We start from the raw sequence: 16,106 nt of genomic DNA, 5'->3' as shown, positions 1-16,106 counted from the left end.
ATCGTGCCGTACGGGAGTGACATCCCGGAATAGCTCTTTCGACCGGGCGCCGCGACCGTCCGTAGGAGGGTCCTACAGGCCCGGGTACGAGGTCCTCACAGCCCCCGGCGCTTCCGGGCCCGGCGCACCACGGCGGCGGCGCCGAGCAGGGCGACCGTGGCACCCGCGGCCCCGGCGGCGGTGGCGTCCTTGCGGCCGAGCCTGCGGCCCGCGACGGTGTGCCGGCCCGCGACCTCTTCGAGGAGCTCGGCGAGCACCTCCTCATTGGTCCACTGCGGTCGCCAGCCCGCGTCGTGCAGCCGCCCCACACTGACCACCCACGGGTGCATTGTGTACGCCAGATCGCCCGCGGGCGAGGGCGTGAGCCCGATCCGGTGCAGCCGGGCGGCCGCCCCCAGGGCGACCGCCGAGGGCAGCTCCATACGGCGGATGCCGCTGAGTTCCTCGACCTCCTCCTGCTCCAGCCACCCGTCGCAGCCCACCGCGAACTCCCCGTCGACCTTCTCCAGGGCGGCGTACTCCAGGGCGCTGCACAGGTCGTCGACGTGGCAGAACTGCCAGGTCGGACGCGATCCGGCGACGACCAGGAGGCGCGGCGACTCGAAGTAGCGGGTGAGCGCGGTGTCGGTGCCGCCGACCAGGACGGCCGGACGCACCACGGTGACGTTGAGGCCGGGGTGGGCACGCGGGGCCCGCCGTCCCAGCCGCTCGATCTCCAGCAGGTCGCCGACGCCGGTGGCCTCGGCGGTGGCTCGCAGCTCGGCGTCCTCGGAGAGCGGGATGTCGTTGTCGGGGAGCGCCCCGTAGACCATCGCCGAGGTGCAGAGCACCACCCGGTGCACGCCGGCGGCGGCCGCGGCGGTCAGCACGGTCTGGGTGCCGCGCACGTTGTAGGCGGTGCGGGCCGCCGCGTCCGTCTCCAGGTCGAGGTCGAGCGCCAGGTGCACGACGACGTCGGCGCCGCGCAGCTTCTCGGCGATCGCCGGGTCCCGCACGTCCAGGATGTGCCAGGTCGCCTCGGAGACCTCGCCCCGGCGCTCGTCGAGGGCGATGACCTGCTTGACCTCGTCGGATGCGGCGAGCCGGGCGGTCAGCAGGGCGCCGATCCCGGACGCGGCACCGGTCACGGCGACGACGGGACCGCGCGATGTCGGGGTTGAGAGGTTTCGCGCTGCGCGAACCTGCGGATCTGGGGAACTCACCGGGCGTCTCCAGCGGTTGTCTTCAGTACGTACGTTAATGACGCGTACGTACCAGGTGGCGTCCATCCTGCCGCAGCCCGCGAGGCGGCGGAGCACCGAGCCCTTATCCCGCTCGGATGTCTACGCTGGTGGTGTTGTGGGGAAGCCGCCGTCGGCAGCAGCCGGCGGCCTGACGAGCCGAGGAAACCCGTGAGTGACACCCCATTCGGATTCGGCCTTCCGCCGGAGGAGCCGGAAAACGGCGACGGCAAGAAGAAGGACCCTGCCGGAGGTGGTCAGGGTGCCGGCGGCCAGGGCGGCAACCCCTTCGGCTTCCCGGGAGGCTTCCCGGGAGCGGGCGGCGGCGGGGACAACCCGTTCGCCGCGATGTTCGGTTCGATGAACCCGAACGACCTGGGCGCCGCCTTCCAGCAGCTCGGGCAGATGCTCAGCTACGAGGGCGGTCCCGTGAACTGGGACATGGCCAAGCAGATCGCCCGCCAGACGGTCGCCCAGGGCACCGCCGACGGCACCAAGGACGAGAGCGTCGGCCCCGCCGAGCGAGCCGCCGTCCAGGAGGCCGTACGCCTGGCCGACCTGTGGCTCGACGACGCGACATCGCTTCCCTCGGGTTCCACCACCGCGGTGGCCTGGAGCCGCGCGGAGTGGGTCGAGGCCACCCAGCCCGCCTGGAAGGAACTGGTCGACCCGGTCGCCGAGCGGGTCGGCGCGGCCATGGGCGGCGTGCTGCCCGAGGAGATGCAGGCCATGGCGGGCCCGCTGATCGGCATGATGCGCTCCATGGGCGGCGCCATGTTCGGCCAGCAGATCGGGCAGGCCGTGGGCACGCTCGCGGGCGAGGTGGTCGGCTCGACCGACATCGGCCTTCCGCTCGGCCCGGCCGGCAAGGCAGCACTGCTGCCGCTGAACATCGAGGCCTTCGGCAAGGACCTCGGCGTCCCCAAGGACGAGGTCCGGCTCTACCTGGCCCTGCGCGAGGCCGCCCACCAGCGGCTCTTCGCCCATGTGCCGTGGCTGCGCTCGCATCTGTTCGGCGCCGTCGAGGGCTATGCGCGCGGCATCAAGGTCGACACCGCGAAGCTGGAGGACGCGGTCGGCCAGCTCGACGTGTCCAACCCGGAGCAGCTCCAGGAGGCGCTCCAGCAGGGCATGTTCCAGCCGGAGGACACCCCGGAGCAGAAGGCGGCCCTGGCCCGTCTGGAGACGGCCCTGGCACTGGTCGAGGGCTGGGTCGACGCGGTGGTCCACGCGGCCGCCAAGCCCCGGCTCACCTCGGCGGACGCGCTGCGCGAGACGCTGCGCCGACGCCGGGCGACCGGCGGTCCGGCCGAGCAGACCTTCGCCACGCTGATCGGCCTGGAGCTGCGGCCGCGCCGGCTGCGGGACGCCTCGCGCCTGTGGGCCTCGCTCACCGACGCGCGGGGGGTGGACGGCCGGGACGACCTGTGGGAGCACCCGGACAACCTGCCGACGGCCACCGACCTGGACGACCCGGACGGCTTCGTGCACCGCGAGCACCTGGACTTCTCGGAGCTCGACAAGATGCTGGGCGAGGCCGCCGAGCAGAACGGCCCCTCCTTGAGGAAGGAGTCGAAGGAGTCCGCGCAGAAGGACGAGAAGCCGGGCGCGACCGGCGAGACCGACGGCAGCGACGGGACCGGCGACAACGGCGACGGCAAGGGCGAGTCCGACAAGTGAGCCTGCACGACGACGCCGTCCTGGTACTGAAGGCGTACGAGGGCCAGCCCGAGCTGCGCCAGACCTACCTGGACCACCTCTCCGCGCACCCCGACGGCATGTGGAAGGCCTGCGAGGCGGGTCATCTGACGGCGAGCGCGCTCGTCATCGACCCGGAGCGGGAGCGGGTGCTGCTCACGCTGCACAAGAAGCTCAACATGTGGCTCCAGATGGGCGGCCACTGCGAGCCGGGCGACGCCACGGTGGCCGCCGCCGCGCTGCGCGAGGCCGAGGAGGAGTCCGGTGTCGCCGGGCTCGCGCTGCTCGCGGGCGGCCCCGTCCGCCTCGACCGGCACCCCATCCCGGCCCCCTGCCACTGGCACTTGGACGTGCAGTACGCGGCGCTGGCCCCGGCCGGCGCGGTCGAGGCGATCAGCGACGAGTCCCTGGACCTGCGCTGGTTCGGCTACGACGAGGTGGCCCAGGTCGCCGACGAGTCGGTGGTCCGCCTCCTGGAGGCGACCCGGGCACGGCTGTAGCCGACGCCGTACGGGCGGGCCGAACGGCCCGCAGCAGCGGATCGGCCCCCAACCGGCCGACCCGTAACCGGCAATCCAACATCGGCCAACGGCCGTCGGCCGAGTCTCAACCGGCCATGAAGTAAGGGGCGTTCGCCATTGGCGAGCGCCCCTTACCCGTGCCTCTTACGGGCCTCTCACCCGGGCCCCGCAGGGGCAGCCGACTAGCTCCAGGCGTTGCCCTGGTTCTGGGCGTGGGCGCCCTGCTGGCCCATGCCGTACTGGGCACGCACGCCCTGGCCGATCACCGCGTTCTGCGGGGGCAGCACCTCGCTGGGCTGGACGAGGGCGAAGCCCTGCCCGAGGAAGCTCAGCTCCCAGCCCTCGCCGGTGTTGCCACGGCGGCGCCACACTCCGGTGGAGTGCGTCTGCGCCTGCATCTGGACGCGCAGCGAGGTCGACCAGGCCACGATCGCGTCCGCGTCCGCGTTGACGTACTTGTCCGGCGTGACCTGGAGCATCAGCGGCTGGCCCGAGGTCATCAGGACGACCTTGCCGGTGCCGGTGATGTTGAGCTGGTACTTGCCGGTGCCGGAGACCCCGTACTGGCTGTCCACGGCGATGACCTCGTAGTGCAGCGAGGAGTCCATCGCGAGGACGTAGCCGCTGTCCACGGTCAGGCCGTCCCGGTCGACGTCCACCACGTGGACGTGCTGGGCCAGATTGGCGAGGTAGACCGTGCCCTGACCGGAGACGCGCATCAGGTCCAGGCCCTCGCCGGTGCGGGCCTGTGCGTTGCGCTGGCCGCTCGACTGGTACTCGCCGTCGAACTCCATCAGGCCCTGGTAGGCGACCATCGACCCCTTGCGGGCCAGCAGGTCGTCATGGCCGGTGAGCACGGCCCGCAGCAACTGCGGGTTCTGCGCCGTGTACCGCTCCTGGGACTGCTGCTCGGTGTAGCTGAAAAGCGGGCTCTGCATGGTGTCTCTCCCCCTCAGCCCCGGGCCCGCAGGCGGTCCGTGCTGTCCTCACTCGGCTGTACGACGACGATGCCCTGGCCCGAGAAGGCCATCTGGTACGCCTCTCCGCTGCCCCGGCCGATCAGCGAGGACGCCTTGAAACTGCGCTTGCCCTTCACCTTCAGGTTCGGGGACCAGGCGACCAGCGCGTCCGGGTCGACGTACGTCTCGTCCTCGCCGCTGCCGCAGTCGACGACGACCGGCGTGCCGCGCGAGGTCAGGGCGACCCAGCCGGTGCCGGAGATCTTCACGTTGAACAGGCCCTGACCGGCGAACTTGGCGAGCCCCTTGACCCGTTCGACGCCCCATTGCAGGCTCGCGTCGAAGGCGAGCACATTGGTGCCGTTGACGGAGAGCGCGTCGTTGTCGAGGTTGACGATCACGACGTTGGCCCCGTAGTCGGCGAGGTAGAGCAGCCCGTCGCCGGTGCACTTCATGAGCGGCGCGCCTTCGCCGGTGATCCAGTCCCGAGCCATCTGGCGGACGGCGGGCGGGTTGGGTTCGTACTGGATGAAGCCCTCGTAGGCGACCATCGAGCCGACCCGGGCGAACAGGTCCTGGCCGGTGACCATGGCCACCTTGAGCATGGCGCTGCCGTGGTTCTCCATCCGGGCCGCGACGGGGGTGGGGGCATAGCCCGTGAGCTGCTGGTTCATTCTTCGGGCTCCCTCAGACCTCGTACGGCTGGACGACGATGAAGTTGCCGGGGGCGCCCCGGAACTGGAGATTGACGGACTCGCCGCTGTCCCCCGGATAGGCGTTGCGCCGCAGCCTGACCTGGCTGGAGACGATCACCTGGGAGGCGGCGGACCAGGCGACGATCGCGTCGCTGTCGGCGAACGTGGTCGGGGTGACCGGCAGCACCACCGGGGTGCCGTGCGTCATCACGACGACGGTGCCGGTGCCCTGGAACAGCATGGTGAACAGGGCGCCGCCCGGAATGCCGTGCCCCTCGATGCGGCGGACCTCGTACTGGAGTGACTCGTCGAAGGCCAGGACGTGCTCGGCGGAGACACAGATGCCGTCGCCCTGGAGCTCGATGGGGTGCAGATAGGCGCTGTTCTCCGCGAGGAAGACCTGGCCGCGGCCGGTGCAGCGCATCAACTGCATTTCCTGGCCGGTCGCGTTGCCGACGATGCGGCCCGCGAAGCCGGCTCCCTTGTACCCGAAGTCGACCTTGCCCTGGTACATGACCATGCTGCCCTGGCGCGCCAGGACGGGCTGGCCGCCGGCCCCGAGGTCGACCCGGACGAGCTGCTTGTTCTGCGAGGTCCAGCGCTGGCCGGTGGGCAGCTCCTTGTACATCTGGATGGCCGCGTGCAGGCCACCGCCCTGGGGCGCAGCGTTCGGCCGACCGTACGGAGCCTGCTGGCCGTACGGAGCGGGGGCGCCCGGCGGCGGCACCTGGCCCGGGATGTGGCCGGGGCCCTGCCCGAACTGGGGCTGCTGCGGCGGCTGTCCGTACGGGGCCTGCAGCTGCGGCTGGCCATAGGGAGCCTGCTGGGGCCCGCCGTACGGCGCCGGCGCGGGCGGCGGCGGCACGGTGCCCGGCACCAGGTGCATCGGCGCGGCGATGGTCGGCGCCGCGTGGATCTGGGGGCTCGGCGCCGGGGCGGGCGGCGGGGTGGAACCCTGGGGCGGCGGAGCGTAGTGCTGCGGGGCGGGCGCCGGCGGCGGCGCGTTGAAGGCGGGCGCGGGCTGCGGGGCCTGCGGCGGGGCGCCGAACTGCGGCGCGGGCGCGCCGACTTGGGGCGGAGGGGCGAAACCGGGGGCCGCGCCCTGCGGCTCGGGCTGCGGCGGGGCCGCGGGCTCCTCCTCCAGGACCTCGCCGCCGAAGTTCTTCAGGAGCGCTTCGAGTCCTCCGTCGAAGCCCTGGCCGACGGCGGCGAAGCGCCACACGTCCTTCAGGTAGAAGTCGCCGAGCATGACGGCCCGCTCGGTGCTGAACTCCGCGCCCGTGAAGGCGTACCGGACCACTTCCTCACCGCCGGCGACGACCCGGATGTAGCCGGGGCCCACCTGCGACATCTGGCCCGCGCCGTCGAGGGTCGCGGTGAAGGAGAGCTTGTGGATGTTGGCCGGGACGCGGTCCAGGGTGACGCGGAACGACTCGGTGTCACCGGACTGCGCGCCCAGGAGCTGGATCGACTCCTCGGGGGACTTCGGCTGGTTGAAGAAGACGAAGTAACGGTCGTCCGAAAGGCGCTCGTTGGCGTCGAGCCCGAAACAGCTGATGTCGAAGGTCAGCCCGGGACCGCCGATCTGCACGCCTACGTAGAGATCCGTCCCTGCCGTGAGATCACTGACCTTGGCCTTGTGGCCGCGCTGGAATTCCCTGGCCATGCGTACCGACCGTCCCCCATCCCGAGGTGAATGCGTCGCGCCAGGCTAACGGCTGCCTCCGACAAACGGCGAAGCCGCTACACATTCGGTACAGAACCGTCGACCCGCCCCCCGGACCGGCGTTCCTCACTCCTCGCGGGCGCCCGGCAGATGCGGAAGGCGGTCCGCGGAGACCACGCCCTCCAGGTAGCCGCGGGCCCGCTCGGTGCGCGGATAGGCCTCCAGGAGCCGCCAGAACCGGGGACCGTGACCCGGCACCAGAAGATGGGCCAGCTCGTGCAGCAGCACGTAGTCGACGACGTACTCGGGCATCCCCTGCAACCGGTGCGAGAGCCGGATGCTGCCCTCGGCCGGGGTGCACGAGCCCCAGCGGGTGTTCTGGTTGGTCACCCAGCGCACGGAGGCGGGCCGGGCCCGGCCCGCGAAGTACTGCTCCGACAGCCGCTCGGCGCGTTCGGTCAGCTCGGCGTCGCCCAGCATGCGCTTGCTCTCCTGCGCGGCGAGCTTGTCGAGCATCACCGTCACCCAGCGCTGCTCCTCGGCCTCCGACATCCGGGCCGGGATCAGCACGATGGTGCGGTCGCCCTCGCGATAGGCGGAGACCGTCCTGCTGCGCCGTGCACTGCGGCGGACCTCGACCGCACTCGTCGCCGGACCGCGTGGCGGCAGGCCGGAGGGGCTGCGCGGCGGGCTTCCGGCACTCTGCAGTGGGTCGGCGGGCACGCCCCGACGTTACCCGCTGGCAGTGGGGGAAGTCCCGCCTCCGGGACGGTTGAGCCATGATCCATCCGCTGAGGTGCAGCATTCGGATGACTAATACCCCCGGCCTGTGGACAACTTTTCCCACCGCTCGACGCAGCCGTGCATCCTGATCCCACGCCGCACGGGAGCCCGCGATCGGGCAGGTTCCGGGGACGTGCGGGCGGTCACGACGACGGGGGTTCTCGCGATGCATCCGATGCTGAAGCCGGCACTGCGCCGGGCCTGGCGCGACCGGGCGACCGTGCAGTTCGGGATCACACCCGCGCAGGCGGTGGTCGTGTCGCCGGTGGACCCGGCGACGGGCCACTTCCTGGAACTGCTCGACGGCACCCAGGGCCTGCCGATCCTGTACGAGCGGGCGCGCGCCCTGGATCTGCCACCGGCCCAAGTGGACGAGCTGGTGGCCCGGTTGACGGCGGCGGGCGTGGTCGACGACCCGACGGCCGGCGGCCCGGCGGCCGAGGCGCTGCGCGAGCGGGCACGGGCGCTGGAGCGATTGAGGCCGGATCTGGCGTCCCTCTCCCTCGTCCACCCCGAGCCGGGCGACGCGGCGGCCAGGCTCGCGGCCCGCGCGGCCATACGGGTCCAGGTACGGGGCGCCGGGCGGGTCGGCGCGAGCGTCGCGGCGCTGCTCTCGGGCGCCGGGGTGGGCCGGGTCGACGTCCTGGACGGGGGTCTGGCACAGCCGGGGGACGTGGCGCCGGGCGGGTTGCCCGACACGGCGGTGGGCGAGCGGCGCGCGACGGCGGCGGGGCAGCTCGTGCGCCGCGCCGCACCGGGCGGGCCGCCGCGCCGGGCCCGCGCGGCGGAGCAGACCCCGCTGTCCTTGATCGTGGTCGTCCCGCGTGACCCCCTCGATGTGTACGCGCCCAACGCGGTGGACACCGAAGAGTGGATCAAGGGTGGAATTCCCCATCTCCATGCGGGAGTTGTGGAGACGACCGGGGTGGTGGGCCCGCTGGTCCTGCCGGGCGGCACGGGCTGTGCGGGGTGCCTCTCGCTCGGCCGCGCGGAGCGGGACGCGGGCTGGCCGCGGCTGCTCGCACAGTGGCGCTCGGGGCGGCAGCGCACCGCCGTACCGGCCTGTGACCTGGCACTCGCCGCGGCGGTCGCCGGTCTCGCTGCCGCACACGCGCTGGCGTTTCTCGACGGCGATCTTCCGGCGAGCACCGGCACCCGATGGGAGGCCTCGCTCCCCCAGCTCGACTGGCGGTCGGCCCCGGTCACGCCCCACCGTGACTGCTTCTGCGGCGCGGTCGGGAACACTCGGGGGGAGGAGGTCTCCGGGGCCGCCCGGGCACACGACACAATGGCCCGGTAACGCCTGCGAGGGCGCTGCTGTCTGGGATTTGGAGGGGCTCATGTCTGATCTTCCCCGGAAGGCGGTCACCCGGACCGCCAAGCTGGCCGCACTGCCACTTGGCTTCGCCGGTCGGGCGACCTGGGGCCTGGGCAAGCGGATCGGCGGCAAGTCCGCGGAGCTGGTCGCCCGCGAGCTCCAGCAGCGCACCGCCGAGCAGCTCTTCAAGGTCCTGGGCGAGCTGAAAGGAGGGGCGATGAAGTTCGGGCAGGCGCTGTCCGTCTTCGAGTCGGCCCTCCCCGAGGAGGTCGCGGGTCCCTATCGGGCCGCGCTGACCAAACTCCAGGAGGCCGCGCCCCCGATGCCGACCCGTACGGTCCACGGCGTACTGGAGGAGCGGCTCGGCACCGACTGGCGGGAGTTGTTCCTGGAGTTCGACGAGAAGCCGGCGGCCGCCGCGTCGATCGGGCAGGTGCACCGGGCGGTGTGGCACGACGGACGCACGGTGGCCGTCAAGGTGCAGTACCCGGGGGCGGGCGAGGCGCTGCTTTCGGATCTCACCCAGCTGAGCCGGTTCGCCCGGCTGCTCGGCCCGCTGATCCCGGGGATGGACATCAAACCGCTCATCTCCGAGCTGCGCGACCGGGTCTCGGAGGAGCTGGACTACGAGCTGGAGGCGCGGGCCCAGCAGCAGCACGCGGAGGAGTTCGCGGGCGATCCCGATGTGCTGGTGCCCGCTGTGGTGCACCAGTGTGACCAGGTCCTGGTCACGGAGTGGATCGAGGGGATACCGCTCTCGGACGTGATCAGGGACGGCACGCCGGAGCAGCGCGACCGGGCCGGGCAGCTCCTCACCCGCTTCCTGTTCTCGGGCCCGGCCAGGACCGGGCTGCTGCACGCCGATCCGCATCCGGGCAACTTCCGGCTGCTGCCGTCCGAGAAGGACGGCGGCCCCTGGCGGCTCGGCGTGATGGACTTCGGCACGGTGGACCGGCTGCCCGGCGGGCTGCCCGCCACCATCGGTGAATCCCTGCGGATGACGCTGGAGGGCGAGGCCGAGGCGGTGTACGAGCGGCTGCGCGAGGAGGGCTTCGTCAAGGAGTCCATCGAGCTCGACCCGGACGCGGTGCTCGACTATCTGGTGCCGATCATCGAGCCGGCCCAGGCCGAGGAGTTCACGTTCAGCCGGGGCTGGATGCGGGGACAGGCGGCCCGGATCGCCGATCCCCGCTCCCCCGCCCATCAGCTGGGCAAGCAGCTCAATCTGCCGCCGTCGTATCTGCTGATACACCGCGTGACGCTGTCCACCATCGGGGTGCTGTGCCAACTGGACGCGACGGTGCGGATGCGGGCCGAGTTGGAGGAGTGGCTTCCGGGGTTCCTGGCGGACGCGTCGCACGACTCGGCACCGGCCGTGGCCGAGGACGGGGCGCCGGTCGAAGCGGTGGCGGTGGAGGAGGCCTGAGGACGCCCGCCGTCGTGGGGCGTACGGGAGGACGCCCGGAGGCCTACGCCGCGAACTGCCGCCAGGAGCACGGCAGATCAGGCCGCCGAGCGCGCGGGCGGCGTCGGCTCGGGCGCGCGGCTGAGGTCGGCTCGGGCACGCGGGTGGCGTCGGCTCGGGCACGCGGCTGAGGTCGGCTCGGGGAGGGGACGGTGTCGGCTCGGGGGTTGACGCGGGCGCTACCACCAGGCCGCGTCGAGCCTGCCTTCGATGGCTCTGATGTTGGCGCGGGCGCAGTCGTCGCAGTAGTAGCGGCTGGTGCCGTTCTCGACCGAGTAGGTCCACGTAGGCGGTGGGCCGCCGGCCGGAGCAGGGGTCCCGCAGTGGGAGCACACGATGGTTTCGGCCACCGGCCGATTCTGGTCGTCCACCTCGCGACGATACCGCCGTCCCGGGCCCGCCGGGACCACAACGCACCGCGGGGGCAGGTCCGTTCGGACCTGCCCCCGCGTGCTGTCAGTGTTCCGGTGTCGCCTGGCGCGCCGGCCGTCAGTGCATGACGGCCATCGCGAGGGCACGGCGGGCGCGCATCGACGCGCGCTCGGCGCGCCGCTGCATCCGCCGCGCGGCGACCATGCGGAGCGCTTGGCGCTCCACCTCGGCCTCCCGCAGTCGCTGATGCATATGCGCACGGGCCAGGGCTTCTGGCATGAGTTGCATTTCAAGGGTCCTGTTCTGGCGCGACTCGTTCGCGCCGGCAATGGTGAAGTCTGGGGTCGCGGAGCCGGTGGGCTCACTTGCGGACGTCGTCATCGGGGCCTGCTTCTGGGGGTCGTTCGTTCGGGGGCGGTCAATGGTTCCCGGGCGGTTCATGCGGCGACCGGGTTCTTGCGCGGGCGACCACGCGGCCGCTTGCGGGCAACGACCACACCCTGGACGAAGAGCTCGCCGCCCCAGACGCCCCACGGCTCGCGCCGCTCCTTGGCACCGGCGAGGCAGGCGGCCATCAGGGGGCAGGTCTGGCAGAGCGACTTGGCGTACTCGACGTCGGCCGGGGACTCGGCGAAGAAGACCTCCGGGTCGAAGGAACGGCAGGGGACGGGTACGCCGAGGTTCTCGATGGCGTCGTCGAGCGCGGTGAGCGCGGTGAGGGGAGTCAAGGCGGGGTCCTCCGTGAGACCGGGCGGGGGGAGAGTCGGGGCGGGCGGTACGGACGGGGCGTGCGCTTCGAGTTGCACGGTGTTTTCTTCCTCGTCTTGTCGGCTGTGTCGTTCCGGCCGGTCGGCCGGGTTGCGGCTGGTACCGAGGCCCCCTTCACTCCGCCCGTCCCGTTCGGGACAAACAGAAGGGCCGCGGATCCCTGATGGGGTTCCGCGGCCCTGAAGGCGCCTGCCTGATCCGTATCAGGCTGGATCGCTCCAGGGTTCGAGCCCACGGAAGGCCCACATCATGTGGTGCTGGTACTTCTTCGTCTGCTTCTCGGCTCCTGCACCGGCCGCCGCGAAGGCGTGGGCCTTGGCCCGTCCCTTCGCTACTGCTGCTTCCGGTGCCTGAATCGGTCGCTCATTGCGCTCATCACGCACGGGGAGGTTCGACAGGGAGGCCGGGACGACGGCGGACGTGCCGACGAGACCGGAGACGCCGGCGAACAGACCGGTGCCCTGAAGAGAAGAGCCGAGCGTGCAGGTGGCGGTGACCGAGCGGTCCGTCACTTTGGTGCTGATGAAGCTGGGGATGAACTCGATGTAGCTGGCCACTGGTCTCGCCTCCTCTCGGCGTCTCGGGGACTTCGGCCTCGCGGCCTGATCCCATGCGTATTTGGATGAGTACAGCTAAGTACAGCACGGAGACCGGGCTTCGGAGAAGCTCTTGTTTCCGTGGTTAAGAACCTATGGGGATTCCCCTGGCGGGCGCAAACTATTTTCTCGACGATTTTTCATGAACCTGCCTCGTCGACTCCTCCAGGCTCCTCACCTGCGCAGATGGCAAGGACATCGGTGCCGAACCGGTTCAGCTTGCGGGCGCCGACGCCGGAGATCACCGCGAGCTCGGGGCCGCTGGCGGGCACGGCCTCCGCGATCGCCATGAGGGTCTTGTCGGTGAAGACGACGTAGGGCGGCATGCCCAGCTCCCGCGCCTGCTCGGCGCGCCAGTCCCGCAGGCGTTCGTACAGCGCCTCGTCCATGTCCGACGGGCAGTCCTCGCAGCGCATCAGTTTCATCTCGCCGGCCTCCGTGAGCGTCTTGCCGCAGACCCGGCAGAGCACCGGCCCCCGCCGGACGCGCTTGGCCGCGGCGGGCCCGCGCTCGATGCCCCCCGTTCCGCCCACGGCCGCGCGGGCCCGGGAGCCGGAGCCGGGGCGCAGGCCGTTCAGGAAGTGGCTGGGGCGCCGGTGGGCGCGGCCGCCGGGAGAGCGCGAGAGCGACCACGAGAGCCCGAGGTGGACCCGCGCCCGGGTCACGCCGACGTACAGCAGCCGGCGCTCCTCCTCGATCTGCTCGTCCGTCTTGGCGTAGGTGATCGGCAGCATGCCCTCGGTGAGGCCGACCAGGAACACGGCGTCCCACTCCAGGCCCTTGGCCGCGTGCAGCGAAGCGAGGGTGACGCCCTGCACGGTCGGGGCGTGCTGGGCGTCGGCCCGGGCCTGGAGCTCGGCCACCAGGTCGGACAGGGTCGCGCCGGGCTTCGCCTTCGCGTAGTCCTCGGCGAGGCGGACGATCGCGGCCAGCGACTCCCAGCGGTCGCGCACCGCGCCCGAGCCCTTCGGCGGCGCCGCCGTCCAGCCCTTCGTGCCGAGCACGGCCCGCACCTGGGAGGGCAGGTCCTCGGCATCGTCGAGCAGCGCGTCGTTGCGGCCGGCCAGGCGGGCGCCGCTGAGTGCGGTCTTCGCCTCGCGGACCTCGGGGCGCTCGAAGAACCGCTCGGCGCCGCGCATCTGGTACGGCACGTCCAGGTCGGCCAGGGCCTGCTCGTAGATCTCGGACTGGGCGTTGATCCGGTAGAGCACCGCGATCTCGCCGGCCGGGACGCCGGACCGGATGAGATCGCGGATGCGGCGGGCCACGCCCTCGGCCTCGGCCGGCTCGTCGCCGTACTCCGTGTAGACGGGCTCGGGGCCCGTGGGGCGCTGGGAGATCAGCTCCAGGCGGTGCTCGGCGGCGCGCCCGCTGGCCTGGTTGAGCAGACCGTTGGCCAGGTGCACGACCTGGGGGGTGGAGCGGTAGTCCCGGACCAGCTTGACGACCGTCGCGCTGGGGTGGCGGGTGCGGAAGTCCAGCAGGTGGTCGGGGGTCGCGCCGGTGAAGGAGTAGATGGTCTGGCTGGCGTCGCCCACCACGCACAGGGTGTCGCGGTCGCCGAGCCACAGGTCGAGCAGGCGCTGCTGGAGGGGGCTGACGTCCTGGTACTCGTCCACCACGAAGTGCTGGTACTGGCTGCGGACCCGCTGGGCGATGTCCTCCCGGTACTGGAGGACGCCGACCATGAGGAGCAGCACGTCCTCGAAGTCGATGACGACACGGTCCTGCTTGAGCTGCTCGTACGTCCGGTAGATCTGGGCGATCTCGGCCGGGTCGCGCGGCGGCTCGCGGTGCGACTTGGCGACGGCGGCCGGATAGTCGGCCGGCACGGTCTGGGTGACCTTCGCCCACTCGATCTCGCCGGTCACATCGCGCAGCTCGTTGCGGTCCAGGCGCAGGCCGCCGCGGGCCGCCGCCTCCGCGACCAGCTGGACCTTGCGGTCGAGGAGGCGGGGCGGATGCTGGCCGCCGACCGCCATCGGCCAGAAGTGCTGGAGTTGGCTGAGGGCCGCGGCGTGGAAGGTGCGGGCGTGGACGCTGCCGACGCCGAGCTCGCGCAGCCGGCCCCGCATCTCGGCGGCCGCCCGGTTGGTGAAGGTGACGGCCATCACTCCGGCGGGGGGCAGGATTCCCGAGCGCACCCCGTAGGCGATCCGGTGGGTGATCGCGCGGGTCTTGCCGGTGCCCGCGCCGGCCAGCACGCACACCGGACCGTGCAGGGCCGTCGCGACCTCGCGCTGCTCGGGGTCGAGCCCGTCGAGCACCGCGTCGGCCGTGTCGGGGACCGGCGGGAACAGAGTGGAGTGCGTTGCTGATGTCACCCCGCCATGCTGCCAGGTCGCCCGGGACGTCTGCGCCGCGTTGTCCACAGGTGGCGCCCGCGGTCCTACTAATGCCGGCCGATGCCGGGAACCTATCCGGTCGATGCCGGGCACCTATCCGGTCGAGGCCCGGCCCCTGCCCGGTCGCGCGGGGCAGGGCGGGGCCGGACCTCGACCCGGGCGGGCCGCCGTGCCGATTCCGTCACATGCGGGGGCGGCGCGGGAATGGCGGTCGGCTCCCGTACGTTCCCCTGCGTGCGGAACCGCATTTCGGCGGGGCGCGCACGCCAGTCAGCGATACAGAGGAGCGCGAGACACATGCCGGGCACTGTGACGATGTACAGCACCACCTGGTGCGGCTACTGCCAGCGGCTGAAGAAGCAGATGGACCGCGAGGGCATCGCGTACACCGAGGTCAACATCGAGCACGACCCGGCGTCCGCGGAGTTCGTGGAGAAGGCCAACGGCGGCAACCAGACGGTCCCGACGGTGCTCGTAATTTCCCCCGCAGGGACTGAGTCCGTGATGACCAACCCCAGCCTTGCTCAGGTCAAGCAGGCCATGGCCGCCTGACCGCGCGTTCCCCCTATACAGACGGACCCCCGTCGCCCCACACGGGCATGGGGGTCTTCTGCTGTCTGTGGCCCCCATTGACCCCCAGGTCAAACTTCCAAAGTTCCAAAGTTCCTAGGGGGCTGCCGTTCCTCTCTGAGCAGCCGACGCGCCCCCAGCGTTGGAATTCCAACGCTGCTCTGGCCCGGATCTCGCCCATCCACATGTGGAGCGTCAAGCTGTGCCGCTCAGGCTGTAGAGCGCCCATGGCAGCTCGGGCGTAGGTCCCTCCGCCCAATCGTGGCCCCGGCACAGGCCAGCATCAGTCCCCCCGTCAGCAGGGGTCTCTTTATGCGACTACGCGCATAGTCGCGTTCCTGCATAGACGCCCCATCCGCCCCGCTCGTACCGTCATCACGACCGGCCCGCCAGAGGCCGCGTACGAGGGGGTTCACACCATGGCTCGTGAGGAACTGACCCGACTTACCGGCAACGGAAACGGCAACTGCAACAACGACGACTGCCCCAACGTGTACGTCACCGCGTCCGGCTCGTTCGTCGTCCAGGGCGACGTGTCCGACGCGTTCAGCGCACCCGCCGGGGAAGGACTCGTGGAGATCCCCGAAGCGACGTTGAGGGAGGCATTCCGTGCTCTTGGATGGTGACGCCTGGAAGGCACGCATGCAGGGCTTCACGCGCGAAGCGTGGCGGCTTGAGACCCTGCCCGTGTACCGGTCGCCCGGGGAGGACGGCGACATCCGGGACTTCCTTGCCGGGGAACGGCTCGACCCCGACACCTACTCGTCCGCGTACACAGACGGCCTACGGAAGCTCACGGCCGAAGGGAAGTCGAAGGGGCGCGTCCACGTCGTCACACGGCCGCTCACGGACTATCTCCGCTTTGAGTTCATGTACTACGACGTGCACTCAAGGGCCGGGGACGACATCCGAATCTTGGACGTGACCGACCGGCCGAACCCGCTTGAGGGTGCCCCGGACTTCTGGATGTTCGACCGTGCCGAAGTGGTACTCATGCACTACGCCGAAGACGGCACGCAGACCAGCCGGGAACTGTACGACGGCGACCCCGCCCCGTACGTCGAGTACCAGCGCATCGCGCTTTCCGAATCGGTGCCGTTCGCGGCATGGGTCAAGGTCCATGGCTAGGG

Annotated in this window: 17 protein-coding genes; 7 read left to right on the top strand and 10 right to left on the bottom strand. The window is 71.5% G+C overall.

What is annotated here, in order from left to right; genetic code table 11:
- Positions 1-95: 95 nt before the first annotated feature.
- Positions 96-1,202 (bottom strand): SDR family oxidoreductase, encoded by a 1,107-nt coding sequence (locus CG740_RS11785; RefSeq protein ID WP_100574994.1) that lies wholly within the window; start codon positions 1,200-1,202, stop codon positions 96-98.
- Positions 1,203-1,391: 189 nt separating this feature from the next.
- On the opposite strand from CG740_RS11785, the gene CG740_RS11780 reads away from it, so the two are divergent.
- Positions 1,392-2,900, top strand: a complete 1,509-nt coding sequence (locus CG740_RS11780; RefSeq protein ID WP_100574993.1) for a zinc-dependent metalloprotease — start codon at positions 1,392-1,394, stop codon at positions 2,898-2,900.
- Complete coding sequence (locus CG740_RS11775) at positions 2,897-3,418, top strand: NUDIX hydrolase (RefSeq protein WP_100574992.1); 522 nt, start codon at positions 2,897-2,899, stop codon at positions 3,416-3,418. Before CG740_RS11780 ends, CG740_RS11775 begins: the two co-directional genes overlap by 4 nt.
- A 203-nt stretch (positions 3,419-3,621) precedes the next feature.
- On the opposite strand, the gene CG740_RS11770 is transcribed toward CG740_RS11775, so the two are convergent.
- The 4 genes from CG740_RS11770 to CG740_RS11755 form a co-directional block, all read right to left on the bottom strand.
- Complete coding sequence (locus CG740_RS11770; RefSeq protein WP_100574991.1) at positions 3,622-4,377, bottom strand: AIM24 family protein; 756 nt, start codon at positions 4,375-4,377, stop codon at positions 3,622-3,624.
- 14 nt (positions 4,378-4,391) lie between these two features.
- Positions 4,392-5,072 carry an AIM24 family protein gene (locus CG740_RS11765; protein ID WP_100574990.1) on the bottom strand — a complete coding sequence of 227 codons (681 nt, stop codon included), beginning with the start codon at positions 5,070-5,072 and terminating at the stop codon, positions 4,392-4,394.
- A 13-nt stretch (positions 5,073-5,085) separates the two neighbouring features.
- The gene (locus tag CG740_RS11760; RefSeq protein WP_100574989.1) at positions 5,086-6,759 is read right to left on the bottom strand and encodes a TerD family protein; all 1,674 of its coding nucleotides are present in this window, start codon (positions 6,757-6,759) and stop codon (positions 5,086-5,088) included.
- Positions 6,760-6,885: 126 nt separating this feature from the next.
- Positions 6,886-7,482 carry a M48 metallopeptidase family protein gene (locus tag CG740_RS11755; protein WP_100574988.1) on the bottom strand — a complete coding sequence of 199 codons (597 nt, stop codon included), beginning with the start codon at positions 7,480-7,482 and terminating at the stop codon, positions 6,886-6,888.
- Between the two features lie 226 nt (positions 7,483-7,708).
- On the opposite strand from CG740_RS11755, the gene CG740_RS11750 reads away from it, so the two are divergent.
- Together CG740_RS11750 and CG740_RS11745 are read left to right on the top strand one after the other, a co-directional pair.
- Entirely contained in the window at positions 7,709-8,842 is a 1,134-nt protein-coding gene (locus CG740_RS11750; RefSeq protein WP_100575096.1) for a ThiF family adenylyltransferase, read from the top strand.
- A 40-nt stretch (positions 8,843-8,882) separates the two neighbouring features.
- Positions 8,883-10,286 carry an ABC1 kinase family protein gene (locus CG740_RS11745; protein ID WP_100574987.1) on the top strand — a complete coding sequence of 468 codons (1,404 nt, stop codon included), beginning with the start codon at positions 8,883-8,885 and terminating at the stop codon, positions 10,284-10,286.
- Positions 10,287-10,504: 218 nt separating this feature from the next.
- Here the strand turns inward: CG740_RS11745 and CG740_RS11740 are convergent, their stop codons facing one another.
- From CG740_RS11740 to CG740_RS11720, 5 genes are all read right to left on the bottom strand, one after another.
- The gene (locus tag CG740_RS11740) at positions 10,505-10,696 is read right to left on the bottom strand and encodes a hypothetical protein (RefSeq protein ID WP_100574986.1); all 192 of its coding nucleotides are present in this window, start codon (positions 10,694-10,696) and stop codon (positions 10,505-10,507) included.
- Positions 10,697-10,814: 118 nt separating this feature from the next.
- The gene (locus tag CG740_RS11735) at positions 10,815-11,138 is read right to left on the bottom strand and encodes a hypothetical protein (protein WP_100574985.1); all 324 of its coding nucleotides are present in this window, start codon (positions 11,136-11,138) and stop codon (positions 10,815-10,817) included.
- Entirely contained in the window at positions 11,135-11,503 is a 369-nt protein-coding gene (locus tag CG740_RS11730) for a WhiB family transcriptional regulator (protein ID WP_053729898.1), read from the bottom strand. Before CG740_RS11730 ends, CG740_RS11735 begins: the two co-directional genes overlap by 4 nt.
- Before the next feature lie 165 nt (positions 11,504-11,668).
- Entirely contained in the window at positions 11,669-12,001 is a 333-nt protein-coding gene (locus CG740_RS11725; RefSeq protein WP_100575095.1) for a hypothetical protein, read from the bottom strand.
- Positions 12,002-12,201: 200 nt separating this feature from the next.
- Positions 12,202-14,385: an ATP-dependent DNA helicase UvrD2 gene (locus tag CG740_RS11720; RefSeq protein WP_100575094.1), complete on the bottom strand. Its 2,184-nt coding sequence runs from the start codon at positions 14,383-14,385 to the stop codon at positions 12,202-12,204.
- 318 nt (positions 14,386-14,703) lie between these two features.
- On the opposite strand from CG740_RS11720, the gene CG740_RS11715 reads away from it, so the two are divergent.
- From CG740_RS11715 to CG740_RS11705, 3 genes are all read left to right on the top strand, one after another.
- Positions 14,704-14,958: a mycoredoxin gene (locus tag CG740_RS11715; RefSeq protein WP_100574984.1), complete on the top strand. Its 255-nt coding sequence runs from the start codon at positions 14,704-14,706 to the stop codon at positions 14,956-14,958.
- A 437-nt stretch (positions 14,959-15,395) separates the two neighbouring features.
- Positions 15,396-15,602, top strand: coding sequence for a hypothetical protein (locus CG740_RS11710; protein WP_100574983.1), 207 nt, complete (start codon positions 15,396-15,398; stop codon positions 15,600-15,602).
- The gene (locus tag CG740_RS11705; RefSeq protein WP_100574982.1) at positions 15,586-16,104 is read left to right on the top strand and encodes a DUF6879 family protein; all 519 of its coding nucleotides are present in this window, start codon (positions 15,586-15,588) and stop codon (positions 16,102-16,104) included. The genes CG740_RS11710 and CG740_RS11705 overlap by 17 nt, the downstream gene beginning before the upstream one ends.
- The last annotated feature ends 2 nt before the right edge of the window (positions 16,105-16,106 follow it).

Source organism: Streptomyces sp. CB01201, from assembly GCF_002803085.1.
GTDB lineage: Bacteria > Actinomycetota > Actinomycetes > Streptomycetales > Streptomycetaceae > Streptomyces > Streptomyces hundungensis.
Note: the sequence above shows the minus strand (reverse complement) of the source record. Positions and strands in the feature narration are given on the sequence as shown.